General features: G+C 63.6%; 18 protein-coding genes and 1 pseudogene. 12 read left to right on the top strand and 7 right to left on the bottom strand.

Translation table 11 applies throughout. From position 1 onward, the window contains the following. Window positions 1-295 (top strand): annotated as a pseudogene (locus J6525_RS40065) (IS481 family transposase); the annotation flags it as partial. A 64-nt stretch (window positions 296-359) separates the two neighbouring features. Here the strand turns inward: J6525_RS40065 and J6525_RS40060 are convergent. The 6 genes from J6525_RS40060 to J6525_RS40035 form a co-directional block, all read right to left on the bottom strand. Further along, complete coding sequence (locus tag J6525_RS40060; RefSeq protein WP_225648764.1) at window positions 360-1,133, bottom strand: SDR family NAD(P)-dependent oxidoreductase; 774 nt, start codon at window positions 1,131-1,133, stop codon at window positions 360-362. A gap of 127 nt (window positions 1,134-1,260) precedes the next feature. Next, window positions 1,261-2,406: a pimeloyl-CoA dehydrogenase small subunit gene (gene pimD / locus J6525_RS40055; protein WP_225648763.1), complete on the bottom strand. Its 1,146-nt coding sequence runs from the start codon at window positions 2,404-2,406 to the stop codon at window positions 1,261-1,263. 185 nt (window positions 2,407-2,591) lie between these two features. Further along, a complete protein-coding gene (gene pimC / locus J6525_RS40050; protein WP_057016017.1) occupies window positions 2,592-3,782 on the bottom strand; it encodes a pimeloyl-CoA dehydrogenase large subunit in 1,191 nt (396 codons plus the stop codon). Between the two features lie 167 nt (window positions 3,783-3,949). Further along, the gene (locus tag J6525_RS40045; RefSeq protein ID WP_225648761.1) at window positions 3,950-5,137 is read right to left on the bottom strand and encodes an acetyl-CoA C-acyltransferase; all 1,188 of its coding nucleotides are present in this window, start codon (window positions 5,135-5,137) and stop codon (window positions 3,950-3,952) included. Then, window positions 5,134-6,837, bottom strand: coding sequence for a dicarboxylate--CoA ligase PimA (pimA, locus tag J6525_RS40040; RefSeq protein WP_225648759.1), 1,704 nt, complete (start codon window positions 6,835-6,837; stop codon window positions 5,134-5,136). Before pimA ends, J6525_RS40045 begins: the two co-directional genes overlap by 4 nt. A gap of 143 nt (window positions 6,838-6,980) precedes the next feature. After that, window positions 6,981-9,077 (bottom strand): 3-hydroxyacyl-CoA dehydrogenase NAD-binding domain-containing protein, encoded by a 2,097-nt coding sequence (locus tag J6525_RS40035; RefSeq protein ID WP_225648757.1) that lies wholly within the window; start codon window positions 9,075-9,077, stop codon window positions 6,981-6,983. A gap of 180 nt (window positions 9,078-9,257) precedes the next feature. On the opposite strand from J6525_RS40035, the gene J6525_RS40030 reads away from it, so the two are divergent. The 11 genes from J6525_RS40030 (at window position 9,258) to J6525_RS39980 (ending at window position 21,916) form a co-directional block, all read left to right on the top strand. Beyond that, entirely contained in the window at window positions 9,258-10,124 is an 867-nt protein-coding gene (locus tag J6525_RS40030) for an IclR family transcriptional regulator (protein WP_018269093.1), read from the top strand. A gap of 69 nt (window positions 10,125-10,193) precedes the next feature. Beyond that, window positions 10,194-10,991 carry an ABC transporter ATP-binding protein gene (locus tag J6525_RS40025; RefSeq protein WP_225648753.1) on the top strand — a complete coding sequence of 266 codons (798 nt, stop codon included), beginning with the start codon at window positions 10,194-10,196 and terminating at the stop codon, window positions 10,989-10,991. Then, a complete protein-coding gene (locus tag J6525_RS40020; RefSeq protein ID WP_038384532.1) occupies window positions 10,988-11,701 on the top strand; it encodes an ABC transporter ATP-binding protein in 714 nt (237 codons plus the stop codon). The genes J6525_RS40025 and J6525_RS40020 overlap by 4 nt, the downstream gene beginning before the upstream one ends. A 13-nt stretch (window positions 11,702-11,714) precedes the next feature. Continuing rightward, complete coding sequence (locus J6525_RS40015) at window positions 11,715-12,593, top strand: branched-chain amino acid ABC transporter permease (protein ID WP_028339071.1); 879 nt, start codon at window positions 11,715-11,717, stop codon at window positions 12,591-12,593. Between the two features lie 2 nt (window positions 12,594-12,595). Beyond that, window positions 12,596-13,618: a branched-chain amino acid ABC transporter permease gene (locus tag J6525_RS40010; RefSeq protein ID WP_225648751.1), complete on the top strand. Its 1,023-nt coding sequence runs from the start codon at window positions 12,596-12,598 to the stop codon at window positions 13,616-13,618. A gap of 29 nt (window positions 13,619-13,647) precedes the next feature. After that, entirely contained in the window at window positions 13,648-14,877 is a 1,230-nt protein-coding gene (locus J6525_RS40005) for an ABC transporter substrate-binding protein (protein ID WP_225648749.1), read from the top strand. A gap of 118 nt (window positions 14,878-14,995) precedes the next feature. Beyond that, complete coding sequence (locus tag J6525_RS40000; protein WP_225648748.1) at window positions 14,996-16,222, top strand: ABC transporter substrate-binding protein; 1,227 nt, start codon at window positions 14,996-14,998, stop codon at window positions 16,220-16,222. A 281-nt stretch (window positions 16,223-16,503) separates the two neighbouring features. Further along, a complete protein-coding gene (locus J6525_RS39995; protein ID WP_076832477.1) occupies window positions 16,504-17,730 on the top strand; it encodes an ABC transporter substrate-binding protein in 1,227 nt (408 codons plus the stop codon). Between the two features lie 155 nt (window positions 17,731-17,885). Continuing rightward, window positions 17,886-19,112 carry an ABC transporter substrate-binding protein gene (locus J6525_RS39990; RefSeq protein WP_057016010.1) on the top strand — a complete coding sequence of 409 codons (1,227 nt, stop codon included), beginning with the start codon at window positions 17,886-17,888 and terminating at the stop codon, window positions 19,110-19,112. 271 nt (window positions 19,113-19,383) lie between these two features. Then, window positions 19,384-20,610 carry an ABC transporter substrate-binding protein gene (locus J6525_RS39985; protein WP_376708627.1) on the top strand — a complete coding sequence of 409 codons (1,227 nt, stop codon included), beginning with the start codon at window positions 19,384-19,386 and terminating at the stop codon, window positions 20,608-20,610. A gap of 22 nt (window positions 20,611-20,632) precedes the next feature. Further along, on the top strand, window positions 20,633-21,916 hold the full coding sequence (locus J6525_RS39980) for a glycerate kinase type-2 family protein (RefSeq protein WP_225648747.1): 1,284 nt from the start codon (window positions 20,633-20,635) through the stop codon (window positions 21,914-21,916). On the opposite strand, the gene J6525_RS39975 is transcribed toward J6525_RS39980, so the two are convergent. Beyond that, window positions 21,913-23,142: a GNAT family N-acetyltransferase gene (locus tag J6525_RS39975; RefSeq protein ID WP_376708628.1), complete on the bottom strand. Its 1,230-nt coding sequence runs from the start codon at window positions 23,140-23,142 to the stop codon at window positions 21,913-21,915. The genes J6525_RS39980 and J6525_RS39975 overlap by 4 nt on opposite strands. Window positions 23,143-23,261 lie beyond the last annotated feature (119 nt).

Below are 23,261 nucleotides of genomic sequence, written 5' to 3'. Positions count from 1 at the left end.
CGATCGCTTCCGACCCAGTGCCCGCGCTATGCCGGCCCGCGTCCCGAAAATCGAGTACGACAGCGGCGAGACCGTGCGCAGGGTCTCATCGACGAGGCCCTACATCTCCTTCAAGGGACGCTTCTGGAAGGTTCCACAGGCCTTCGCGCGCGAACGGCTTGCCATCAGGCCGCTGGATCGCGACGGCCATTACGGCGTCTTCTTCGCCAGCTGGCAGGTCGCATCAATCGACTTGACCAACCGCCAACCTGTCAGTGATGTGTCCGAACAGGTGTCAGCCATGTCCCCGGACTAAACAACGAGGCCGGGCATGACGAGATCGTGGGACGATTGCGCGCGATATCTTAAAGCGATTGACCTTACGTCGCAGCCGTCGTGACGCCGCCGTCGACCACGATGGTCTGGCCGGTCATGAACGTCGAGGCATCGGAGGCGAGATAGGCCACCGCGCCGGCGATCTCGTCGGGCTCGCCGATGCGGCGGAGCGGCGTCGACGCGGTGCGGCGCTTCAGATTATCCGGGTCCTCCCACAGCGCGCGGGCGAAATCGGTCTTCACCAGACCCGGCGCCACGCAATTGACGCGCACGCCCTTCGGGCCCCACTCGCCGGCGAGGCTGCGGCACAGTGCGAAGTCGGCGGCCTTGGAGATGCCGTAGGCGCCGATCACGGTCGAGCCGCGCAGGCCGCCGATCGAGGAGATGATCACGACCGAGCCTTTGCCGCGCTCGGCCATCTGCGGGACCGCCAGCGCGGACAGCCAGATGTTGCTCTTGACGTTGGAGCCCATGATCTTGTCGAACGCCTCGTCGGTGATGTCGAGCAGCGGGCCGTAATACGGGTTCACCGCGGCGTTGCAGACCAGGATGTCGATCTTGCCGTAATGCTTGATTGTGCCCGAGACCAGCGCCTCGACCTCGTTGCGGCGCGCGATGTTGCAAGGGATGACGAGCGCATCGCCGCCCGCCTTCTTGATGCCGTCGGCGACTTCTTCGCAGGCATCCGCCTTGCGCGAGGAGATCACGACCTTGGCGCCGAGCTTTGCCAGCAGCTCCGCCGAGGCGCGGCCGATGCCGCGGCTCGAGCCGGTGATGACCGCAACCTGGCCGGTGAGGTCGAACGGGGTGTTTTTCATTGTTGTTGTTTCCCTGTTATTTGCACGTCATTCCGGGGCGCGACGCAGTCGCGAACCCGGAATCCAGAGGTTGCGGCGCCAGATTCCGGGTTCTCGCTTCGCGAGCCCCGGAATGACGCCTGTGTGGTTAGGCCAACAGCCCGCCGCCCTCGCTGACGCGACGGAGGTGGTAGTCGGTGTCACCGAGCGTGTTCTCGATCATGGTCAGCCGCTTGAAGTAGTGGCCGATCTTGGCTTCCATGGTCATGCCGATGCCGCCATGAAGCTGGATCGACTGCTGGCCGACGAACTTCAGGGACTTGCCGACCTGCACCTTGGCAGCGGCAACCGCTGAAGAACGCTCTTTGGCATCGTCGAAGTCCGACGCCATGGTGGCGAACATCGACATGCTGCGGGCCTGCTCCAGCGCCACGAACATGTCCGCGGCACGGTGCTGCAGGCTCTGGAACGAGCCGATCGCAACGCCGAACTGCTTGCGGGTCTTGATGTACTCGACGGTCTCCTTCAGCGACTCGTCCATCGCGCCGACCGCTTCCGCGCACAGCGCAATGCGGGCTTCGTCGGCGACCCGCTCGATCAGGGGCAGGCCGTTCTCGGGATCGCCGATCGCAGCGTCAGCACCGACCTCGACATTGGTGAAGGTGATGTCGGCCGCGTGCAGGCCGTCCTGGGTGGGATAACCCTTCCTGGTGATGCCCTTGGCACCCGCCGGAACCAGGAACACGCCGATGCCGGTCTTGTCGCGCTGGCCGCCCTTGGTGCGCGCGGTCACGATCAATGTGTCGGCGTTCTCGCCGTTGAGCACGACGAACTTCTCGCCGTCGATCACGTAAGCGTCGCCCTTCTTCTTCGCCGTGGTCACGACGTCGAAGAGATCGTAGCGCGAGTTCTTCTCGAGCTGGGCAAAGCCGAAGGTCTTGCTGCCGTCGATGATGCCGGGGATGTACTTGGCCTTCTGCTCGGCCGAGCCGCCATGGCGCAGGAAACCGCCGGCGACCACGACGGTGGCGAGATAAGGCTCGACCACCAGCGCCTTGCCGAGCGCTTCCATCACGATCATGGTCTCGACCGCGCCGGCGCCGAAGCCGCCGTCGGTCTCCGCGAAGGGCAGACCAAGCAGGCCCTGCTCGGCGAGCTTGCCCCAGAGCGCTTTGCTCCAGCCGCCCTTCTCCTTCATGTACTTCTTGCGCGCATCGAAGTCGTAGGCATCCGCCAGCAACCCGTCGACGCTCTCCTTGAGAAGCCGCTGCTCCTCGGACAGATCAAAATCCATGTTCGTTCCCTTAACTAACTGATCGTTGTTCAAGCCGGGGCCTCTTCACCTCGCCCCGCTTGCGGGGAGAGGTCGGATCGCGAAGCGATCCGGGTGAGGGGGTACAGGTCTCTCGGCAGTCGTTGCTCGGAGAGATGCCCCTCACCCCAACCCTCTCCCCGCGAAGAACGGGGAGAGGGAGAGGATCAAAGTCCCAGCACCGCCTTGCTGATGATGTTGCGCTGGATCTCGTTGGAGCCGCCGTAGATCGAAACCTTGCGGTTGTTGAAGTAGCTCGGCGCGATCTGCGCGGTCCAATCCATGCTCTCGTTGGAGCCGGCATCGCCGTGCTCGTCGTAGGGCGCGGCGAACGGACCGATGATCTCCATCAGCAGCTCGGTGGTGGTCTGCTGGATTTCCGAGCCCTTGATCTTGAGCACCGAGGACGCCGGATTGGGCTTGCCCTTGCCGTGCTTGCCCTCGTCGGCGACGACGCGGAGCTGGGTCAGCTCGAGCGCCTTCAGCTCGATCTCGCAGGCCGTGAGCTTCTCGCGGAACGCCGGATCCTCGATCACCGGACGGCCGCCGGCCTCGACCTTGGAGGCCAGCGCGCGGATGCGGCGCAGCCGCTCCTTCGAAACGCCGACCCGGGCGATGCCGGTACGCTCATTGCCGAGCAGGAATTTTGCGTAATCCCAGCCCTTGTTCTCTTCGCCGATCAGGTTCTCGTAGGGCACCTCGACGTCGTCGAAGAACACCTCGTTGACCTCGTGGCCGCCGTCGATGGTCTGGATCGGACGCACGGTGACGCCCTTCGACTTCATGCTGAACACGATGAAGGAGATGCCCATCTGCTTCTTCGCGGCCGGATCGGTGCGGCAGAGGCAGAAGATCATGTCGGCGTGCTGGGCGAGCGTGGTCCAGGTCTTCTGGCCGTTGATGATCCACTTGTCGCCACGGCGCTCGGCCTTGGTCTTCAGCGACGCGAGGTCCGAACCCGAGCCCGGCTCCGAGAAGCCCTGGCACCACCAGTCGTCGACATTGGCGATGCGCGGCAAATATTCCTTCTTCTGCTTCTCGTTGCCGAAGGTGTAGATCACCGGGCCGACCATGCTGACGCCGAAGGCGAGCGGCTGCGGCGCCGGATAGGACTGCAGCTCTTCGTTGAAGATATAGTGCTGCACGGTGCTCCAGCCGGTGCCGCCATATTCCTTCGGCCAGTGGGTGACACCCCAGCCCTTCTTGTTGAGGATGCGCCACCAGGTGACCATCTCGTCCTTCGACAGATGGCGGCCTTCCTGCAGCTTGCGCCGGGTCTCCGGCGGCACGTTGTTCTTGAAGAACTCCCGCACCTCCTCGCGAAACGCTATCTCTTCCTTGGTGAAAGCGAGATCCATCGGATCCTCCTTTTGAGCGAAACCTAACGTCTTGTTCCATCGTCGTCCTGGCGAAAGCCAGGACCCATTACCACCGGCCTTCGTTGTCTTGCGAAGGCGACTACCGTCCGTGCCCCTTACCCCGGCCGCGGGGTATGGGTCCTGGCTTTCGCCAGGACGACGGTGAATTACTGCAACACCTCGAACAGGCCGGCCGCGCCCATGCCGCCACCGACGCACATGGTGACGACGGCGTACTTGGCCTTGCGGCGGCGGCCCTCGATCAGCGCGTGGCCGGTGAGCCGCGCCCCCGACATGCCGTAGGGATGACCGACCGAGATCGCGCCGCCATTGACGTTGATCTTCTCCGGATCGATGCCGAGCTTGTCGCGGCAGTACAGCACCTGCACCGCGAACGCCTCGTTGAGCTCCCAGAGATCGATGTCGTCGACCTTGAGGCCGTGGCGCTTCAGCAGTCGCGGCACCGCGAACACCGGGCCGATGCCCATCTCGTCCGGCTCGCAGCCGGCGGAGACGAAGCCGCGGAAGATGCCGAGCGGCTTCAGCCCGCGCTTGGCGGCTTCCTTGTCGCTCATGATCACGGAGGCGCTGGCGCCGTCCGAGAGCTGGCTGGCATTGCCGGCGGTGACGGTGAAACCATCGCCGCGCACCGGCTTGAGGCTGGCAAGCCCTTCGGCCGTGGTCTCCGGCCGCGGACCTTCGTCCTGCGACAGCGTCACCTCCTTCATCGTGACGGCACCGGTCGCCTTGTCGGTGACCGCCATCATGGTGGTGATCGGCGCGAGCTCTTCCTTGAACTTGCCGCCCTGCTGCGCGGCCGCGGTGCGGCGCTGGCTTTCCAGCCCATACTCGTCCTGCTTCTCGCGCGAGATGTTGTAGCGCTTGGCGACGATCTCGGCGGTGTCGATCATGGGCATGTAGACCTCGCCCTTGATCTTGAGCAGCGCCGGATCCTGGGCGTGGAAGGAATTCATCTTGTCGTTCTGCACCAGCGAGATCGACTCGCCGCCGCCGCCGACCGCGATCTCGACGCCGTCGAAGATCACCGAGCGCGCGGCAAGCGCAATCGCCTGCAGGCCGGAGGCGCACTGGCGGTCGATCGTGGTGCCGGCAACCGTCACCGGCAGGCCAGCGCGGAGCAGCGCCTTGCGCGCGATGTTGCCGCCGGTCGCGCCCTGCTGCATCGCCGCGCCCATCACCACGTCCTCGATCTCCTTCGGATCGACCTTGGCGCGCGCCACCGCTTCGCCGATCGCGTGCCCGAGCAAGGTCGCGCCCTCGGTGACGTTGAGCGCGCCGCGATAGGCCTTGCCGATCGGCGTGCGGGCGGTGGAGACGATAACGGCGTCGGTCATGAGCGAGATCCTGATGCAGTCTGTTGTTGCGTGGATTGAGATGTCTCGGTTTGAGCACTTTTGGGCTGCTGCTGGCGCAATTCGTGACGCGACAGCTTGCCGACCGGGGTACGCGGCAATTCGTCGACAAACTCGACCGCTGCCGGCAGTTCATGCTTGCCGACCTTGCCGGTGAGGAATGCGCGCAGCTCGTCGATCGAGAACGCCGGCTGCCCGTCGCGCAGCTTGATGAAGGCCTTTGCCGCCTCGCCGCGGTAATCGTCGGGAATGCCGATCACGATCACCTCCTGCACGGCGGGATGGGTGTAGATCGCCTGCTCAATCATCTGCGGATAGACGTTGAAGCCGCCGGAGATGATCATGTCCTTCTTGCGGTCGACCAGATAGAAATAGCCGTCGGCATCCATGTAGCCGATGTCGCCGGTGAGGAAGCGGTCGCCGACGAAAGCCTCCGCGGTTTCCGCCGGCCGGTTCCAGTAGCCCTTGGTGACGTTCGGGCCGCGGATGCGGATTTCACCGACCTCGCCGACCGGCATCACCCTGGTGGAATCCTCCAGCGACACCACGTCCATCTCGATGCCGGGCAGCATCAGCCCGATCGAGCCCGGCTTCTCCGGTCCCTCCTTGGGATGGCCGGTGCCGGGCGAGCAGGTCTCAGTCATGCCCCAGCCGCTCTTCAGCTTCATGCCGACGCGGCGCTCGAAGATCTTCGCGACCTCCACCGGCAGCGGCGCGCCGCCGGAGCCGGCGACCACCAGCGAAGAGAGATCGCGCTTGTCGAGATCGGGCAGCGAGGCGATCGCGATCCACATCGTCGGTACGCCGGGAAACACCGTCGCGCGCTTGACCTCGATGTCGCGCATCACGGCCTCGACGTCGAAGCGCTGGTGCAGCGAGATCAGATGACCGCGCCTGATCGCCGACAGCAGCACGACGGTCAGTGCGTAGATGTGAAACAGCGGCAGCACGCAGATCACGCGCTCGATCGCATTGCGTTCGAGCCGCCCGGGCTTGCCCCAGACGTCGTAGATCGACACCGCCGCGGTGAGATTGCCGTGGCTGAGCATGGCGCCCTTGGGCAGACCCGTGGTGCCGCCGGTATATTGCAGCAGCGCGACGTCCTCGACGTCGACCGCCGGCCATTGCGACGGCCTGGTCGCGCCGTCGATGAACTGGCGATGGGTGATGATCGCGGGATTGTCGGGCAGCGCGGTTTGCGGCGTGCCGACCTTGCCCCAATTGTCATCCTCGCAGACGATCAGACGGTCGAGCAGACCCTTGGCGAGGAATTTCAGCGCGGTCGGCAACAGCGCCGACAAATTGCTGGTGACCAGCACCCGCGCGCCTGAATCGGACAGCTTGTGCGACAGCGCGATCTCGCCGTCGAGCGGCGACAGATGCACGACGCGGGCGCCGGCCTTGAGCGCGCCGAAGAAATTGATCGGATGGTCAGGCGAATTGCCGAGGAACAGCGCGACCGAGGCGCCCTTGCCGTAGCCGGCCCGCATGAAGGCCGCAGCGGCGGTCTCGACCAGGGCCTCCAGCTCGGCGTAGCTGATCGGCCGGTCGCGGAATTCGAGCACCGGGCGCGCGCCGAACTCCGCGGCGGCGCTCGAGAGCAGGTCCGGCAGCGTGCCGCGCGTGATCTCGTCGCTCCACTGCACGCCGTTGGGATAATATTGTTCGCCGGGATAGGTCATGAAAACCAGACTCTGGAAACTGTCATTCCGGGGCACGCGCAGCGTGAACCTAAGATGCGCAATTTGCGCATCGGGGAATCTCGAGATTCCGGGTCTGCGCCTTACGGCGCATCCCGGAATGACACGTGGTTACAGTCGGCCAATCACGCCGCCTTCGACGGCGCGGCGAGCGAGGCGAAGGTCTTGCCCTCGTCGGCGAGCTTCTTGAGCAGCGGTGCCGGCTCGAGCGAGGGATCGTTGGTCTCCTTGGCGTAGAAGGCCAGACGATCGGCGATGTGCTTGAGGCCGACGGTGTCGGCCCAGAACATCGGACCGCCGCGATAGATCGGCCAGCCATAGCCATAGAGCCAGACCACGTCGATATCCGACGGACGCGCCGCGATGCCCTCGGCGAGGATCTTCGCGCCTTCGTTGATCATCGGGTACATCATGCGCTCGAGGATCTCGTCGTCGCTGACGACGCGCTTCTTGCGGCCGAGGCGCGCCAGCGTCTCGTCGATCAGCTTCTCGACCTCGGGATCCGGCAGCGCCGCGCGCGAGCCCTGCTCGTACTTGTAGTAGCCCTTGCCGGTCTTCTGGCCGAAGCGGCCGGCTTCGCAGAGCGCGTCGGCGATCTCCGACTTGATGCCGCGGTCCTTGCGCGAGCGCCAGCCGATATCGAGACCGGCGAGATCGCCCATCGCGAACGGGCCCATCGGCATGCCGAACTTGGTCACCACGGCGTCGACCTGCTGCGGCAGGGCGCCTTCGAACAGCAGCTTCTCGGACTGCTTGCCGCGCTGCGCCAGCATGCGGTTGCCGACGAAGCCGTCGCAGACCCCGACCACTGCCGGCACCTTGGCGATCTTGCGGGCGATCGAGACGGCGGTGACCAGCGCGTCCGGCGCAGTCTTGTCGGCGCGCACGATCTCGCACAGCTTCATGACGTTGGCCGGCGAGAAGAAGTGCATGCCGAGCACGTCCTGCGGACGCTTGGTCGACTTCGCGATCTCGTCGATGTTGAGATAGGAGGTGTTGGAGGCCAGCACCGCGCCCGGCTTGGCGTACTGGTCGAGCTTGCCGAACACTTCCTTCTTGACCGCCATGGTCTCGAACACCGCCTCGATCACGAGATCGGCGTCGCCGATGTTCTCGATGCCGACGACACCGTTGATCAGCGCCATGCGCTTGGCGGGCGCGTCCGCCGGGATGCCGCCGCGCGCGGCGGTCGCCTCGTAGTTCTTCTGCATGATGCCCATGCCGCGCTTGAGCTGCTCCTCGCCGGTCTCGATCAGGGTGACCGGGATGCCGGCATTGGCGAACGACATCGCGATGCCGCCGCCCATGGTGCCGGCGCCGAGGATGGCGACGCGCGCCACGTTGCGGCCCTTGGTGCCCTCGGGGACACCGGAGATCTTGGCGGCCTCGCGCTCGGCGAAGAAGGCGTAGCGCTGTGCCTTGGACTGGTCGCCGTTCATCAGCTTGAGGAAGCCCTCGCGCTCCTTCTTCAGGCCCTCGTCGAACGGCAGGTCGATCGCGGCGCCGACGGCGTCGGCAGCGGCGAACGGCGCCTCGAGGCCGCGCGACTTCTTGGTCAGCGCAGCGACCGCATTGGTGAAGATCGAACGATCGGCCTTGGCCGCGGCGAGCTTGCTGTCGTCGTCGCGCAGCTTGCGCAGCGGACGCTTCTCGGCGACCACCTTGCGCGCAAACGCCTCACCGCCCGAGGCCGGACCCTCGACGATCTCCTCGATCAGGCCGGCCTTCAGCGCCGCGTCCGCGCCGATCGGATCGCCGCCGACGATCATCTTGACCGCGAGCTCGGGACCGACCGCGCGCGGCAGGCGCTGGGTGCCGCCGGCGCCCGGCAGCAGGCCGAGCTTCACCTCGGGCAGACCGAGCCTGGCGTCCTTGGTGGCGACACGGTAGTGGCAGGCCAGCGCGACCTCGAGGCCGCCGCCGAGCGCGGTGCCGTGGATCGCGGCAACGATCGGCTTCGGCGAGCTCTCCATCAGGCTCAGCACTTCGGCGAGCCCGGGCGGCTTCGGCGGCTTACCGAATTCCGTGATGTCGGCGCCGGCGATGAAGGTACGGCCGGCGCAGGTCAGCACGATGCCCTGGACCTGCGCATCATCGATCGCGCTCTTGATGCACTCGAAGATGCCGCCGCGCACCGCGGCGCTCAGCGCATTCACAGGCGGACTGTTAACCGTGACGACGGCAATATTGTCATGACGTTCGAGCTTGACGACTTCACTCACCGGGACTCTCCCTGGATGCTTGTTCTTGGACTTGTGTTGAGTAGCTGCACGACTTGCGTTGAGCCGCTACGATTAGACCAATTTCGCACTGCGAAATTTAATTCCACATCTTGACATGGAGGGTTATTTTGAAGCACGTGCCTTGTCAACGAGCATGACAAGGGCAGGGCAAGGATAGGGATGAAGCGCGCTAGCAAGAAAGCCGCGACCGATCGCAATTTCGTCGTCGCGCTTTCCCGCGGACTGGACGTCCTGCGCGCATTCCAACCCAATGACGGGCTGCTCGGCAACCAGGAGATTGCGGCCCGCACCAAGTTACCGAAGCCAACCATTTCCCGGCTGACCTACACGCTCACCAAGCTGGGATACCTTACACCTGTACCGAAGTTCGAGAAGTACCAGCTCGCGCCGTCGGCGATGGCACTCGGCTACGCCGCGCTCGCCAATCTCGGCGTTCGGCATTTGTCCGAGCCCTATCGAGAAGAAGTGATGCGCGCGACCGGCGGCGCGGTCGCCGTCGGCGGCCGCGACCGCCACAGCATGATTTATTTCGGCCAGAGCCGGAACGGCCTGGCGCTCGGCGTGCAACTCGACGTCGGCTCGCGGGTACCGATCGCAACCACCGCGATGGGACGTGCCTATATTTGGGCATTGCCGCCCGACGAGCGCGCGGCTTTACTGCGTGAGCTGCGGGATCACTACGGCAGCCGCTGGGCCAAGATGCGCGACGGCATCGAGCGCTCCGGCGAGACGGTCGCGAAGCACGGCTTCACGATGTCCGCAGGCGACTGGCAGAACGACGTCGCCGCAGTCGGCGTTGCATTGAGATTGAACGACGGAACCGGTCCTTACGCCTTCAATTGCGGCGCGCCGGCATTCCGCTTCACGGAAGACAGATTGCTCAACGACATTGGACCTCGTCTTGTCGCGATGGTAAGGAACATCGAGCAGGCGCTCGGTGGAATGGCGCCGCAATCCAAAAAAGAAGAACGCAAAAAGACCAGAGTAGGAGGGAAAGTTGCACGTTTGGCCGAGGGGATCAGATAGCCTCCATCACGTCCAGCGAAACGCATCGCAGGGCCGCTCGCACCGCTCGAAGACGGCGGGCGAGACGAGATGACGCAGGCACAGCTCGCGCAGGGGAATGATCCCCTGCTCGCGGTTCGCGACGTCAGCGTCGTGTTCGGCGGCATCATCGCATTGAACGGCGTGTCGTTCGACATGCGCCATGGACAGATCCTCGGGCTGATCGGGCCGAACGGCGCCGGCAAGACGACGCTGTTCAATTGTCTGTCGCGGCTCTATCAGCCGTCGTCCGGCGACATCCTGATGGAAGGCAAGAGCATCCTGTCGCGCCCGCCGCACCGGATCGCCGAGATCGGCATCGGCCGCACCTTCCAGAACGTCGCGCTGTTCCCCAACCTGTCCGTGATCGACAATGTGCGCGTCGGCGCGCATGCGCGCACCTCGAGCGACATCGTCAGCGACTCGCTGCGCCTCGCCTGGGTCCGCCGCGGCGAGACCGACATGAACAAGAAGGTGCACGACATCCTCGGCTATCTCGATCTCGAGGACGTCGCCCACACCCTGGTCTCGGGACTTCCGTTCGGCACCCAGAAGCGCGTCGAACTGGCGCGCGCCCTGGCCGCGGATCCGAAGATCCTGCTGCTCGACGAGCCGGCCGGCGGCCTCAATCACGAGGAAGTCTACGTGCTCGGCGACCTGATCCGCAAAATCCGCGACGACCGCAAGATCACCGTGCTGCTGGTCGAGCATCACATGGGTCTCGTGATGTCGATCGCCGACCACGTCGTCGCGCTCAATTTCGGCCGCAAGCTTGCCGAAGGCACGCCGGCCCAGGTCCAGGCCGACCCTGATGTCATCAAGGCCTATCTGGGGAGCAAGGACCAATGACCACGATGCTCAACGTCAAGGACCTGCGCGCCTATTACGGCCAGGTCCAGGCCCTGCACGGCCTCTCCTTTTCGCTCAACGAGGGCTCGCTGACCACCCTGCTCGGCGCCAACGGCGCCGGCAAGACCACCACACTGCGGGCGATCTGCAACATGGTGCGCTCCACCGGCGCGATCGAGTTCGAGGGCAAGCCGATCGGCACGCGCTCGACCGAAAACGTGGTCCGCCTCGGCATCGCCCATGTGCCGCAGGGCCGCGGCACCTTCACCAACATGACGGTGGAGGAAAACCTGCAGCTCGGCGCCATCAGCCGCCCGGACAAGAAGGCGATCGGCGCCGACATCGAACGGATGTACGAGCATTTCCCGGTGCTGAAGCAGCGCTACACCCAGCAGGCCGGCACGCTGTCCGGCGGCGAGCAGCAGATGCTCGCGGTGGCGCGCGCGCTGATGCTGCGGCCGCGCCTGATGCTGCTCGACGAGCCGTCGTTCGGCCTCGCGCCGCTGATCGTACGCGACCTGTTCCGCATCCTCGGCAAGATCAATCGCGAGGAAAAGGTGACCATCCTGGTGGTCGAGCAGAATGCGCAGCTCGCGCTCGAGCTCGCCGACCAGGCCTACGTGATCGAAACCGGACGGATCGTGATGTCGGGCAATGCCAAGGACATCGCGAACAACGAAGACGTCCGCAAATCCTATCTCGGCTACTGAGGGAGCTGGCACAATGGAGCTTTTTGCCAACCAGGTCCTGGCCGGCATCGCCACCGGCGCGATCTATGCTTGCATGGCGCTCGCGGTGGTCATGATCTACCAGGCCATCGACCATCTGAATTTCGCCCAGGGCGAAATGGCGATGTTCTCGACCTTCGTGTCCTGGCAGCTGATGCAATGGGGCGTGCCATATTGGGGCGCCTTCGTGCTCACCGTCGCCTTTTCGTTTGCCGCCGGCATCGTCATCGAGCGGTTGCTGTTCAAGCCGCTGGCGAAGGCGCCGATCCTGACCAACGTCGCCGGCTTCATCGCGCTCTACGCGATCATCAACTCGGTCGCCGGCCTGATCTGGGACTTCACCATCAAGCAGTATCCGACGCCGTTCGGTTCCTCACCGTTCCTCGGCAGCCAGCTGATCTCGACCCATCAGGCCGGCATGATCGGCATCACGCTGTTGATGCTGCTCCTGCTGTTCTTCTTCTTCCGCTTCACCCGGGTCGGTCTTGCGATGCGCGCCGCCGCATCGCTGCCGGAATCGGCCCGGCTGGTCGGCATCAACACCTCGTGGATGATCGCGCTGGGCTGGGGCATGGCCGCCTCGATCGGCTCGATCGCCGGCATGATGATCGCACCTGTGGTGTTCCTCGAGCCTAACATGATGCTCGGCGTGCTGATCTATGGATTTGCCGCAGCCGTGCTCGGCGGCCTGTCGAGCCCGTTCGGCGCCGTCATGGGCGGCTTCCTGGTCGGCGTCTTCGAGAACCTCGTCGGCACCTACATCCCCGGCGTCGGCAATGAACTGAAACTTCCGATCGCGCTTGCGCTGATCATCGTCGTCCTGGTCGTGAAACCGGCAGGCCTGTTCGGCCGCGCCATCGTGAAGCGAGTTTGATCATGAGCGCCGCTGAAGAAGTCGAAGTCGTCACCGAAGGCCAGGCCGTCGAGGCCGTTCCCAAGCGCGCCATGACGCTGGGCTACGGCACCTCGCTCGTCGTGCTCGCCGCGCTGATCCTGATCCCGCTGTTCGTCAAGAACTTCATCATCTTCCAGATGACGATGCTTCTGATCTACGGCCTCGCGGTGCTGGCGCTCAACATCCTGACCGGTGGCTCCGGCCAGTTCTCGCTCGGCCAGAGCGCATTCTACGCCGTCGGCGCCTACACCTCGGCGATAATGATGGAGCATGCGGGCATGAACTATGCCCTCACGCTGCCGATCGCCGGCATCGTCTGCTTCGGCTTCGGCTTCCTGTTCGGCCAGCCGGCGCTGCGGCTTTCCGGCGTCTATCTGGCGCTCGCGACCTTTGCGCTAGCCACCGCGATGCCGCAGCTTCTGAAGCTGGGCTATTTCGAGCACTGGACCGGCGGCGTGCAGGGCCTCGTGGTCACCAAGCCGGATGCGCCGTTCGGCCTGCCGATGGGGCAGGACATGTGGCTGTATTACTTCACGCTGGTGGTCACGATCGCGATCTATATCGCTTCGGTGAACCTGCTGCGCTCGCGCTCCGGCCGCGCCTTCATGGCGATCCGCGACAACGAGATCGCGGCTTCCGCGATGGGCGTCGACGTCGCGCTGTACAAGACGCTGGCGTTCGGCGTCTCGGCCGGCATCACCGGCGTTGCCGGCGGTCTCGGCGCCATCGCGGTGCAGTTCGTGGCACCCGACGGCTACACCATCCAGCTCGCGATCTCGCTGTTCCTCGGCATGGTGGTCGGCGGCGTCGGCTGGCTGCCCGGCTCGATCGTAGGCTCCGCCTTCATCATCTTCGTGCCCAACATCGCCGAGGGTATTTCGAAGGGCCTGTCGGGCGCGGTGTTCGGCGTGCTGCTGTTCCTCGTCATCTTCCTCGTGCCGCACGGCGCCAGGCAGGTCGCGATCGTTGCCCAGCAACTGGCCGCAAAGTTCAAGAAAAACTGACAGCCTATAGAAGCAAACTAGGAGATATTATGCTTTCTACCGTTCGGATCGCCGCGATTTCCGCGGCGATCGTCGCTGTTGCCGCGACGTCCACTGCCGCATTCGCCCAAAAGAAATACGACACCGGCGCAAGCGATACCGAGATCAAGGTCGGCAACATCATCCCCTATTCGGGACCAGCCTCCGCCTACGGCGTGATCGGCAAGACCGAAGAAGCCTACTTCAAGATGATCAACGATCGCGGCGGCATCAACGGCCGCAAGGTCAATTTCGTCAGCTATGACGACGCCTATTCGCCGCCGAAGGCGGTCGAACAGGTGCGCAAGCTGGTCGAGAGCGACGAGGTATTGCTCGTCTTCAACCCGCTCGGCACCCCGTCCAACACCGCGATCCAGAAATACCTGAATTCCAAGAAGATCCCGCAGCTGTTCGTCGCGACCGGCGCCACCAAGTGGAACGACCCGAAGAACTTCCCGTGGACCATGGGCTGGCAGCCGAGCTACCAGAGCGAAGCGCAGATCTACGCCAAGTGGCTGATGAAGGAGAAGCCCGACGCCAAGATCGCGATCCTCTATCAGAACGACGATTTCGGCAAAGACTACCTCAAGGGCACCAAGGACGGCTTTGGCGCCAAGGCGGCCTCCAGCATCATCATGGAGGAGAGCTACGAGATTTCGGAGCCGTCGATCGACGGCCACATCGTCAAGATCAAGGCCGCCAATCCCGACGTGCTGCTGATCTACACCACGCCGAAGTTCGGCGCGCAGACCATCAAGAAGACCGCCGAGCTCGGCTGGAAGCCGCTGCAGATCATCACCAACGTGTCGGCCTCGGTCGGCAGCGTGATGCAGCCGGCCGGCTTCGACAACGCGCAGGGCGTGCTGTCGGCGGCCTACGCCAAGGACGGTGCCGACACGCAGTGGAACAACGACCCCGGCATGAAGAAGTGGGCCGAGTTTCTCGACAAGTACATGCCGGGCGCCGACAAGACCGACGGCGGCTATGTGTACGGCTATGGCGCCGCACAGACGCTCGCCAAGGTGCTCGAAATGTGCGGCGACGATCTCACCCGCGCCAACGTCATGAAGCAGGCGGCGAGCCTGAAGGACTTTACGCCCGACACCCTGCTGCCCGGCGTCAAGATCAATACCTCGGCCACCGACTTCGCCCCGATCGCCCAGCTGCAGATGCAGCGCTTCAAGGGCCAGAAGTGGGAACTGTTCGGTGAGATCATTTCCGGCGACGTCCCCTCCGAGTGACGTTGCACTGCGGGAATAAAACAACAGCCTCCGCGATATCCGTCGCGGGGGCTTTTTGTTGACGCCCCGCGCCGATGGTATTGAATACTCCAAACAAAGAACCCGAGGTGGGGAAACCATGACTGCCGCACGTCCGTCCCTGACGGCGCTGTTGTCCGCATTCGCTCTGATCCTGACGAGCTGCAATGTCGCGCTGGCGCAGAAGAAATACGACACCGGGGCCAGCGACACCGAGATCAAGATCGGCAACACCATGCCCTACAGCGGCCCCGCCTCGGCCTATGGCACGATCGGCAAGACCGAGACCGCCTACTTCAGGATGATCAACGATGCCGGCGGCATCCACGGCCGCAAGATCAAGTTCATCTCCTACGATGATGGCTACTCGCCGCCCAAGACGGTGGAGCAAGCGCGCAAGCTGGTCGAGAACGACGAAGTGCTGCTGCTGTTCGGCTCGGTCGGGACCGCGACCAATGCGGCGATCCGGAAATACATGAACGAGAAGCAGGTGCCGCAGCTGTTCATCGCCTCCGGTGCCTCGAAGTGGAACGACCCGAAAGATTATCCGTGGACCATGGGCTGGCAGCCGTCTTACCAGGACGAGGCGCGGGTCTACGCAAAATACATCATGAAGCACAAGCCCGACGCCAAGGTCGCCGTGCTCTACCAGAACGACGATTTCGGCAAGGACTACCTCAAGGGCTTGAAGGACGCCTTCGGCGACAAGGCATCGATGATCGTCGCCGAGGAGGCCTACGAGACATCCGAGCCCACGATCGACAGCCACATCGTCAAGCTGAAGGCCACCGGTGCCGACACCTTCGTCAGCATCACGACGCCGAAATTCGCGGCACAGGCGATCAAGAAGGCCGCCGAGATCGCGTGGACGCCGTTGCAGATCGTCGCCAATGTCTCGGCGTCGGTCGGCGGCGTGATGCAGCCGGCGGGCTTCGAGAATTCGCAGGGTATCCTATCGGCATCCTATCTCAAGGACGGCGCCGATCCGCAGTGGGACAAGGATCCCGGCATGGAGAAATTCCTCGCCTTCCTCAAGAAGAATTATCCCGACGCCAACAAGCTCGACGGCGCCACCTCGTTCGGCTACGCCGCCGCACAGACCATGGTGAAGGTGCTGGAGATGTGCGGTGACGACCTCACCCGCGCCAATGTCATGAAGCAGGCCGCAAGCCTGAAGGATTTCGTCCCCGGCACGCTGCTGCCGGGCATCAGCATCAACACCTCGGCCACCGATTTCGCACCGATCAAGCAACTGCGCCTGATGCGGTTCAAGGGCGAAAAGTGGGAGCTGTTCGGGGACATCATTTCGAGCAATCTGAGCAACTGATCGACACGTCGGTCTGTTCGATCCGCGCGCTCAACTCAACGGCGTCGCTTTACTCGTCCGCAATCTCTGCGGTTGGCTCCACGCACACGCGAACGCGTTGGCGGATTTTTGAGCAGCGGCCCGCCTTGAGGGTGGTCGACTAAAGACGCAGCCCCTGCGGCAACGCCGCAGGGGCTTTTCATTGAGACACCCCAGGTAAGATGATAGTTTTTTACGACCAATAATGAGCCCTCGAAACAGGGGGCCGCGACACATCATCGGCAATCAGGGAGAGAAACGGCATGTCTGCAATACGACAATTGACGGCATTTGCTGCTGCGCTTGCGCTCGTCGCCGCATCCGGCAGCGCGGCGCTTGCCCAGAAGAAATACGACACCGGCGCCTCCGATACCGAGATCAAGATCGGCAACATCATGCCCTATAGCGGAGCGGCCTCAGCCTATGGCGTGATCGGCAAGACCGAGGAGGCCTATTTCCGCAAGATCAACGCCGAGGGCGGCATCAACGGCCGCAAGATCACCTTCATCAGCTACGACGACGCCTACACTCCGCCGAAGACGGTCGAGCAGGCGCGCAAGCTGGTCGAGAGCGACGAGGTACTGCTGATCTTCAATTCGCTCGGCACGCCACCGAACTCGGCGATCCAAAAATACATGAACCAGAAGAAGGTGCCGCAACTGTTCGTCGCCACCGGCGCCACCAAGTGGAACGACCCGCAGAATTTCCCCTGGACGATGGGCTGGCAGCCCAACTACCAGAGCGAGTCCATCATCTATGCGAAGTACATCCTGAAGAACAAGCCGGATGCCAAAATCGCGGTGCTCTACCAGAACGACGACTACGGCAAGGACTATCTGAAGGGATTCAAGGACGGGCTCGGCGCCAAGGCCGCGTCGATGATCGTCGCCGAGGACAGCTATGAGGTGACGGAGCCGACCATCGACTCCCACATCGTCAGGCTCAAGGCCTCCGGCGCCGACGTATTCTTCAACATCACGACGCCGAAGTTCGCCGCGCAGGCGATCAAGAAGAATGCCGAGCTCGGCTGGAAGCCGCTGCACTTCCTCAACAACGTCTCCGGATCGATCGGCAGCGTGATCAAGCCCGCGGGCTTCGAGAACGCCCAGGACATCGTCTCGTCGCAATATTTCAAGGATCCGACCGACGCGCAGTGGAAGACCGACAAGGCGATGATCGCCTGGAACGAATTCCTCGATAAGTACTATCCGGAAGCGAACCGGGCCGATGCCTCCGTGATGTACGCCTATATCGTCTCGCAGGGCCTGGTCCACGTGCTCAAGGCCTGCGGTGACAATCTGACCCGCGAGAACATCATGAAGCAGGCGGCCAGCATTCGCGATTACGAGCCCGGCGGCCTGCTGCCCGGCGTCAAGGTCAACACCTCGGCGACCGATTTCGCGCCGCTTTCGCAACTGCAATTGATCCGCTTCAAGGGCGAGACCTGGGAGCGCTTTGGCGAAGTCTTGAGCGCCGACGTCGGCGGTTAGGCCGGGAAGGTCGACCAAAGATACCGCCCCTGCGGCGTTTGCCGCAGGGGCTTCTCATTGAGACGAACCGCCTAAAATGATAATCACTGCAGCCAAACAAAGAGCTCTCCAAGCAAGAGGGCCGAGACACATGACAAACAGGGAGAGAGACATAGATGTCCGCTACCAAAAAACTTGCGGTCCTCGGGGCCGCGCTCGCGCTCGTCGCGACATCCGGCAGCGCTGCGCTTGCCCAGAAGAAATACGACACCGGCGCCAGCGATACCGAGATCAAGATCGGCAACATCATGCCCTACAGCGGCCCGGCGTCCGCCTATGGCGTCATCGGCCGCACCGAGGCCGCCTATTTCAAGAAGGTCAACGACGCCGGCGGCATCAATGGCCGCAAGATCAACTTCATCTCCTACGACGACGCCTACTCGCCGCCGAAGGCCGTGGAACAGGCCCGCAAGCTGGTCGAGAGCGACGAGGTGCTGCTGATCTTCAACTCGCTCGGCACGCCGTCGAACTCGGCGATCCAGAAATACATGAACTCCAAGAAGGTGCCGCAGCTGTTCGTCGCCACCGGCGCCACCAAGTGGAACGACCCGAAGGACTTTCCCTGGACCATGGGCTGGCAGCCCAACTACCAGAGCGAGACCCAGATCTACGCCAAGTACATCCTGAAGAACATGCCGAATGCCAAGATCGCGGTGCTCTACCAGAATGACGATTACGGCAAGGACTACCTGAAGGGCCTGAAGGACGGGCTTGGCCAGAAGGCCGCCAGCATGATCGTTGCAGAAGAAAGCTTCGAGACCTCCCAGCCGACCATCGACAGCAACATCGTCAAGCTGAAGGCGAGCAACGCCGACGTCTTCATCGACATCGCGACGCCGAAATTCGCGGCCCAGGCGATCAAGAAGGTCGCCGAGATCGGCTGGAAGCCGACCCACTTCCTCAACAACGTGTCGGCCTCGGTCGGCAGCGTGATCAAGCCGGCCGGCTTCGAGAACGCGCAGGACATCATCTCCGCCGCCTACCTGAAGGACGCCTCCGACAAGCAATGGGACAATGACCCCGGCATGAAGGAGTTCTACGCCTTCATGGCCAAGGACTTCCCCGAAGGCGACAAGCTCGACGGCGGCACCGTGGTCGGCTTCGGCGTGGCGCAGACGCTGGTCCAGGTGCTGAAGCAGTGCGGCGACAACCTCACCCGCGAGAACATCATGAAGCAGGCCGCAAGCCTGAAGGACTTCCGCACCGAGGTGCTGCTGCCTGGCGTCAAGATCAACACCGCGGCGAACGATTTCGCGCCGATCAGCCAGCTGCAGCTGATGAAGTTCAAGGGCGAGAAATGGGAACTGTTCGGCGAGGTCATCAGCGCCGATGTCGGCGGCTGATTTCCCGCCGCCCTCCGACCAGGAATGGCCCCCTGCGATACCGTCGCAGGGGGCTTTTTGTTGGCGCGTTTCCGGGCGAAGCGGGTAGCGGTTCGTGCGAAGAAAACGCGTCAGAAACCGGAATTTAAAGCCATGGCCCGCTCGCAGGCCGGCAGAGGCAATGCCTGCTTACACTTTGCCCGGCAATACGCTAGGTAAACCGGCAAGAACCCCGACAAGAAACCGGCGCCCTTGCGCGGCGGCAACAACAAGGAGATTTCGGGAAATGCCGATGCCGATCCGACACCGTGTCGCAACCGCCCTGCTCGGCCTCGCCGTCGCCGCCGCGTCCGGCAATGCCGCATGGGCGCAGAAGAAATACGACACCGGTGCGAGCGACACCGAGATCAAGATCGGCAACATCGTGCCCTATAGCGGCCCGGCGTCTGCCTATGGCGTGGTCGGCAAGGCGATGGCCGCGGTGTTCAAGAAGGTCAACGACGACGGCGGCATCAACGGGCGCAAGATCACTTTCGTCTCCTATGACGACGCCTACTCGCCGCCGAAGGCCGTCGAGCAGGCCCGCAAGCTGGTCGAGAGCGACGAGGTGCTGTTCCTGTTCGGCACGCTCGGCACCGCCTCCAACACCGCGATCCAGAAATATCTCAACGCCAAGAAGGTGCCGCAGCTGTTCGTCGCCACCGGCGCGACCAAGTGGAACGATCCGAAGGCCTTCCCATGGACCATGGGCTGGCTGCCCAGCTATCAGAGCGAGTCGCGGATCTACGCGAAATATCTGCTCAAGGAGAAGCCCGCCACCAAGGTCGCGGTGCTCTACCAGAACGACGACATGGGCAAGGACTACCTCAAGGGCCTGGAAGACGGCTTCGCCAGCGACCCCGCGCGCGTCGTCGCCAAGGAGAGCTATGAAGTCGCCGAGCCGACGATCGATTCCCATGTGGTGCGGCTGAAATCCTCAAATCCCGACGTCATCGTCTTCTTCACCACGCCGAAATTCGGCGCCCAGGCGATCAAGAAGCTCGGCGAGATGAACTGGAAGCCGGTGACCATCGTCTCCAACGTTTCGGCCTCCACCGCGACCGTGATGCGTCCGGCCGGCCTCGACAATGCGCAGGGCGTGATCTCGGCCGCCTACGCCAAGGACGCCAGCGATCCGCAATGGAAGGACGACGCCGGCATGAAGGCGTTCGACGAACTGCTCGCCAAATACATGCCTGACACCAACCGCGTCGATGCCTCGGCGATGACCGGCTACAACATGGCGACCACGATGGTCGAGGTGCTGCGCCGCTGCGGTGACGACCTCACCCGCGCCAATGTGATGAAGCAGGCGGCGAGCCTGAAGCAATTCGCGCAGGGCGGCCTGCTGCCCGGCGTGACGCTGTCGACCGGGCCTGCCGACTTCCAGCCGATCGAACAGCTCCAGCTGATGCAGTTCAAGGGCGAGCGCTGGCAATTGTTCGGCGACGTCATCAGCGGCGAAGTCGGCGGACACTGACCGCGTTACATAAGGCACAACCATGACCGACCGTCGTCCTCTCCTGCGTTCGATCTTCGATGCCGCTGTGGCGGCTGCGCATCCCGACGTCGTGCTGGCGTCGCGGCTGCGGCCGGTGCCGAAGGGACGGGTGATCTGTCTCTGCGCAGGCAAGGGCGCCGCGGCGATGGCCGCGGCGGCCGAGCGGCATTATCTCGACGCGCTCGAGCTCGATCCGTCGCGGCTGGTCGGCATCGCCACCACCCGCCACGGCCATGGCGTGCCGACCCGCCGCATCAAGGTCGTCGAGGCCGGTCACCCGGTGCCCGACGAGGCCGGGCTCAAGGCGGCGGACGACACGCTGCGGCTCGCCGCGACCGCGACCCCGGACGATCTCCTGCTGGTGCTGCTGACCGGCGGCGGTTCGGCGAACTGGATCGCGCCGGTCGAGGGCGTGAGCTTCGCGCAGAAGCAGCAGGTCAACCGTGCGCTGCTGCGCTCCGGCGCGCCGATCGGCGAGATGAATACCGTGCGCAAGCATCTCTCGCGCATCAAGGGCGGACGGCTGGCGCGCGCCGGCCAGCACGCGGCCGAGATCGTCACGCTGGCGATATCGGACGTGCCGCATGACGATCCCTCCGCGATCGCCTCCGGGCCGACGGTGCCGGATCCGACCACGCTGGCGGACGCCCGCGCACTGGTCGCCAAATACAATCTCTCCATCGACGACGCGGTCCGCCGCGCGCTCGACGATCCCGCGAACGAAAGCTGCAAGCCCGGCGATGCCGCCTTCGCGCGGGCGGCATTCGAACTGCTGGCAAAGCCGAAGGCCTCGATCGACGCCGCCGTAAAGGTCGCGCAGCAGGCCGGCTACGAGACCATCGCGCTCGGCGCCGATCTCGAAGGCGAGGCCCGCGAGATCGCGGCCGAGCATGCGCGGCTGGCGCTGAAGGCGCGCAGCGAAGGCAAGCGCGTTGCGATCATCTCCGGCGGCGAGCTGACGGTGACGGTGCGCGGCAATGGCCGCGGCGGCCCCAACCAGGAATACGCGCTGGCGCTGGCCGGCCTGCTGAAGGATACGCCCGACGTCGCGGCACTGGCCGCCGATACCGACGGCGCCGACGGCGGCGCTGGCAGCGCGACCGACCCGGCCGGCGCCGTGATCGACCAGGCGACATTCGCGAAGATGAAATCGATCGGCCTCGATCCGAAGGCCTATCTCGAGAACAACGATGCGACGGGGTTCTTCGCCCAGACCGGGGATTTGTTGCTGACCGGACCGACGCTGACCAACGTCAATGACGTGCGGGTGATTTTGGTGGATTAGGCCGTATCCTCGGCGGACCCAAGGCCAGTCTCGGGCTGCGCCCAAAGCTCCTGATAGTTACGAAACTTCGCAAGCGTCTCGTCATATCGCGTCGGCTCGAGCACCGGCAAAATGCGCTTCAACACTGAGTTGATTGGCGCGGAGGTGTGCCGAACGTATAAGTCGATCGGATCAAGCAAGTGCCTCAGGTGCAGCTTTGGATCATAGTTCAGCCCGCTGCTGCGAAACCATTTGTACCCGTTGGCGATTGCCCAGCTCACCATGTCGCGAAACACATAATGATAGAGGTGCAGGTCTAAGGCGACATCGTAGTCGAGACCTATGTACTCCGCATAGATCGCGTCACCATGTACCATGCATGCGGCAAACGCGACGACCCGCTCGTTCTGACGCCAGAGGAAGAAGCGGACCTTGTCCCCCATCCGCCGCCCCAAGTCGCAGAAGTATTGTTCCGTCAGCTTCTCGAAGTGCAGTTTCGAACGCTGATAGACTTGGAAATACAATGGATAGATCTGCGCGATCACCGGCGTCGCGTCGTTGACGACGTTCATCTCGACGGATGGAGAGGCCCGCGCTGTCGCCTCAAACTTCTTGCGAAGTTTCTTACGGGTTGCGCTGTTAAGCGCATGATTCATATAGTCATCGAAATTGGCGTAATCGATGCAAAGCCTGGTCATGGGCAGGCTGGGGATGCGGGTGAAGCCGTGAGCGATCAGGCAGTCGAGGATTGGTCGGTATCGCGCCGGAAACTCCTTGAGCACGATCAGCCGCGCCCCGAGCCTGCCAGCATGTATTGCAATCGTAGAGGCCAGCAGTTCCGCGCAGCCTCGATGGCAGGCCTCGTCCCCGTCAAGATGACCTTCCCCGGCAACGCACCCCACCATGAGCGCACGGGCGCGCATCAAACCTGGCCACACCCGGCGAATGGCGTCGATGAGCACGCCAAACCGCGGGCTCGCACCGGCCAGCAAATCCAGGTCCATTAGGAAGAATGGCTGTACAGCACAAACCTGGTCAACCGCATCTTTGATGAGGAAATACCGGTAGTCGAACTCGGGATGAAGGGTATCCTCGACCAACTCATAGTATCGATGATCCTTGCGCTCGCTCGCGAAGGCGAACTGCCAGCGCGGACAATGCTCCAAATCATTCCGCACGATGACTTGGAGACGCGGCGGACATTGCATCGGCTCGCGTCCGGTGAGGTCGCCGATTTGGCTCGTCAAGTGCGCTGTTGCAGCTTCCGGCACGATATCACGCTCGCCACGGATCCCGGCCCTAGGGCAGCATTTATCACGGCGCCAAAACAATGCAGCTAACATATCCGTCAGAAACTAACTCGTTA

The sequence above is a fragment of the Bradyrhizobium australafricanum genome (assembly GCF_020329495.1).
Taxonomy (GTDB): domain Bacteria; phylum Pseudomonadota; class Alphaproteobacteria; order Rhizobiales; family Xanthobacteraceae; genus Bradyrhizobium; species Bradyrhizobium australafricanum.
This window is presented reverse-complemented; position numbering and strand designations above follow the sequence as displayed.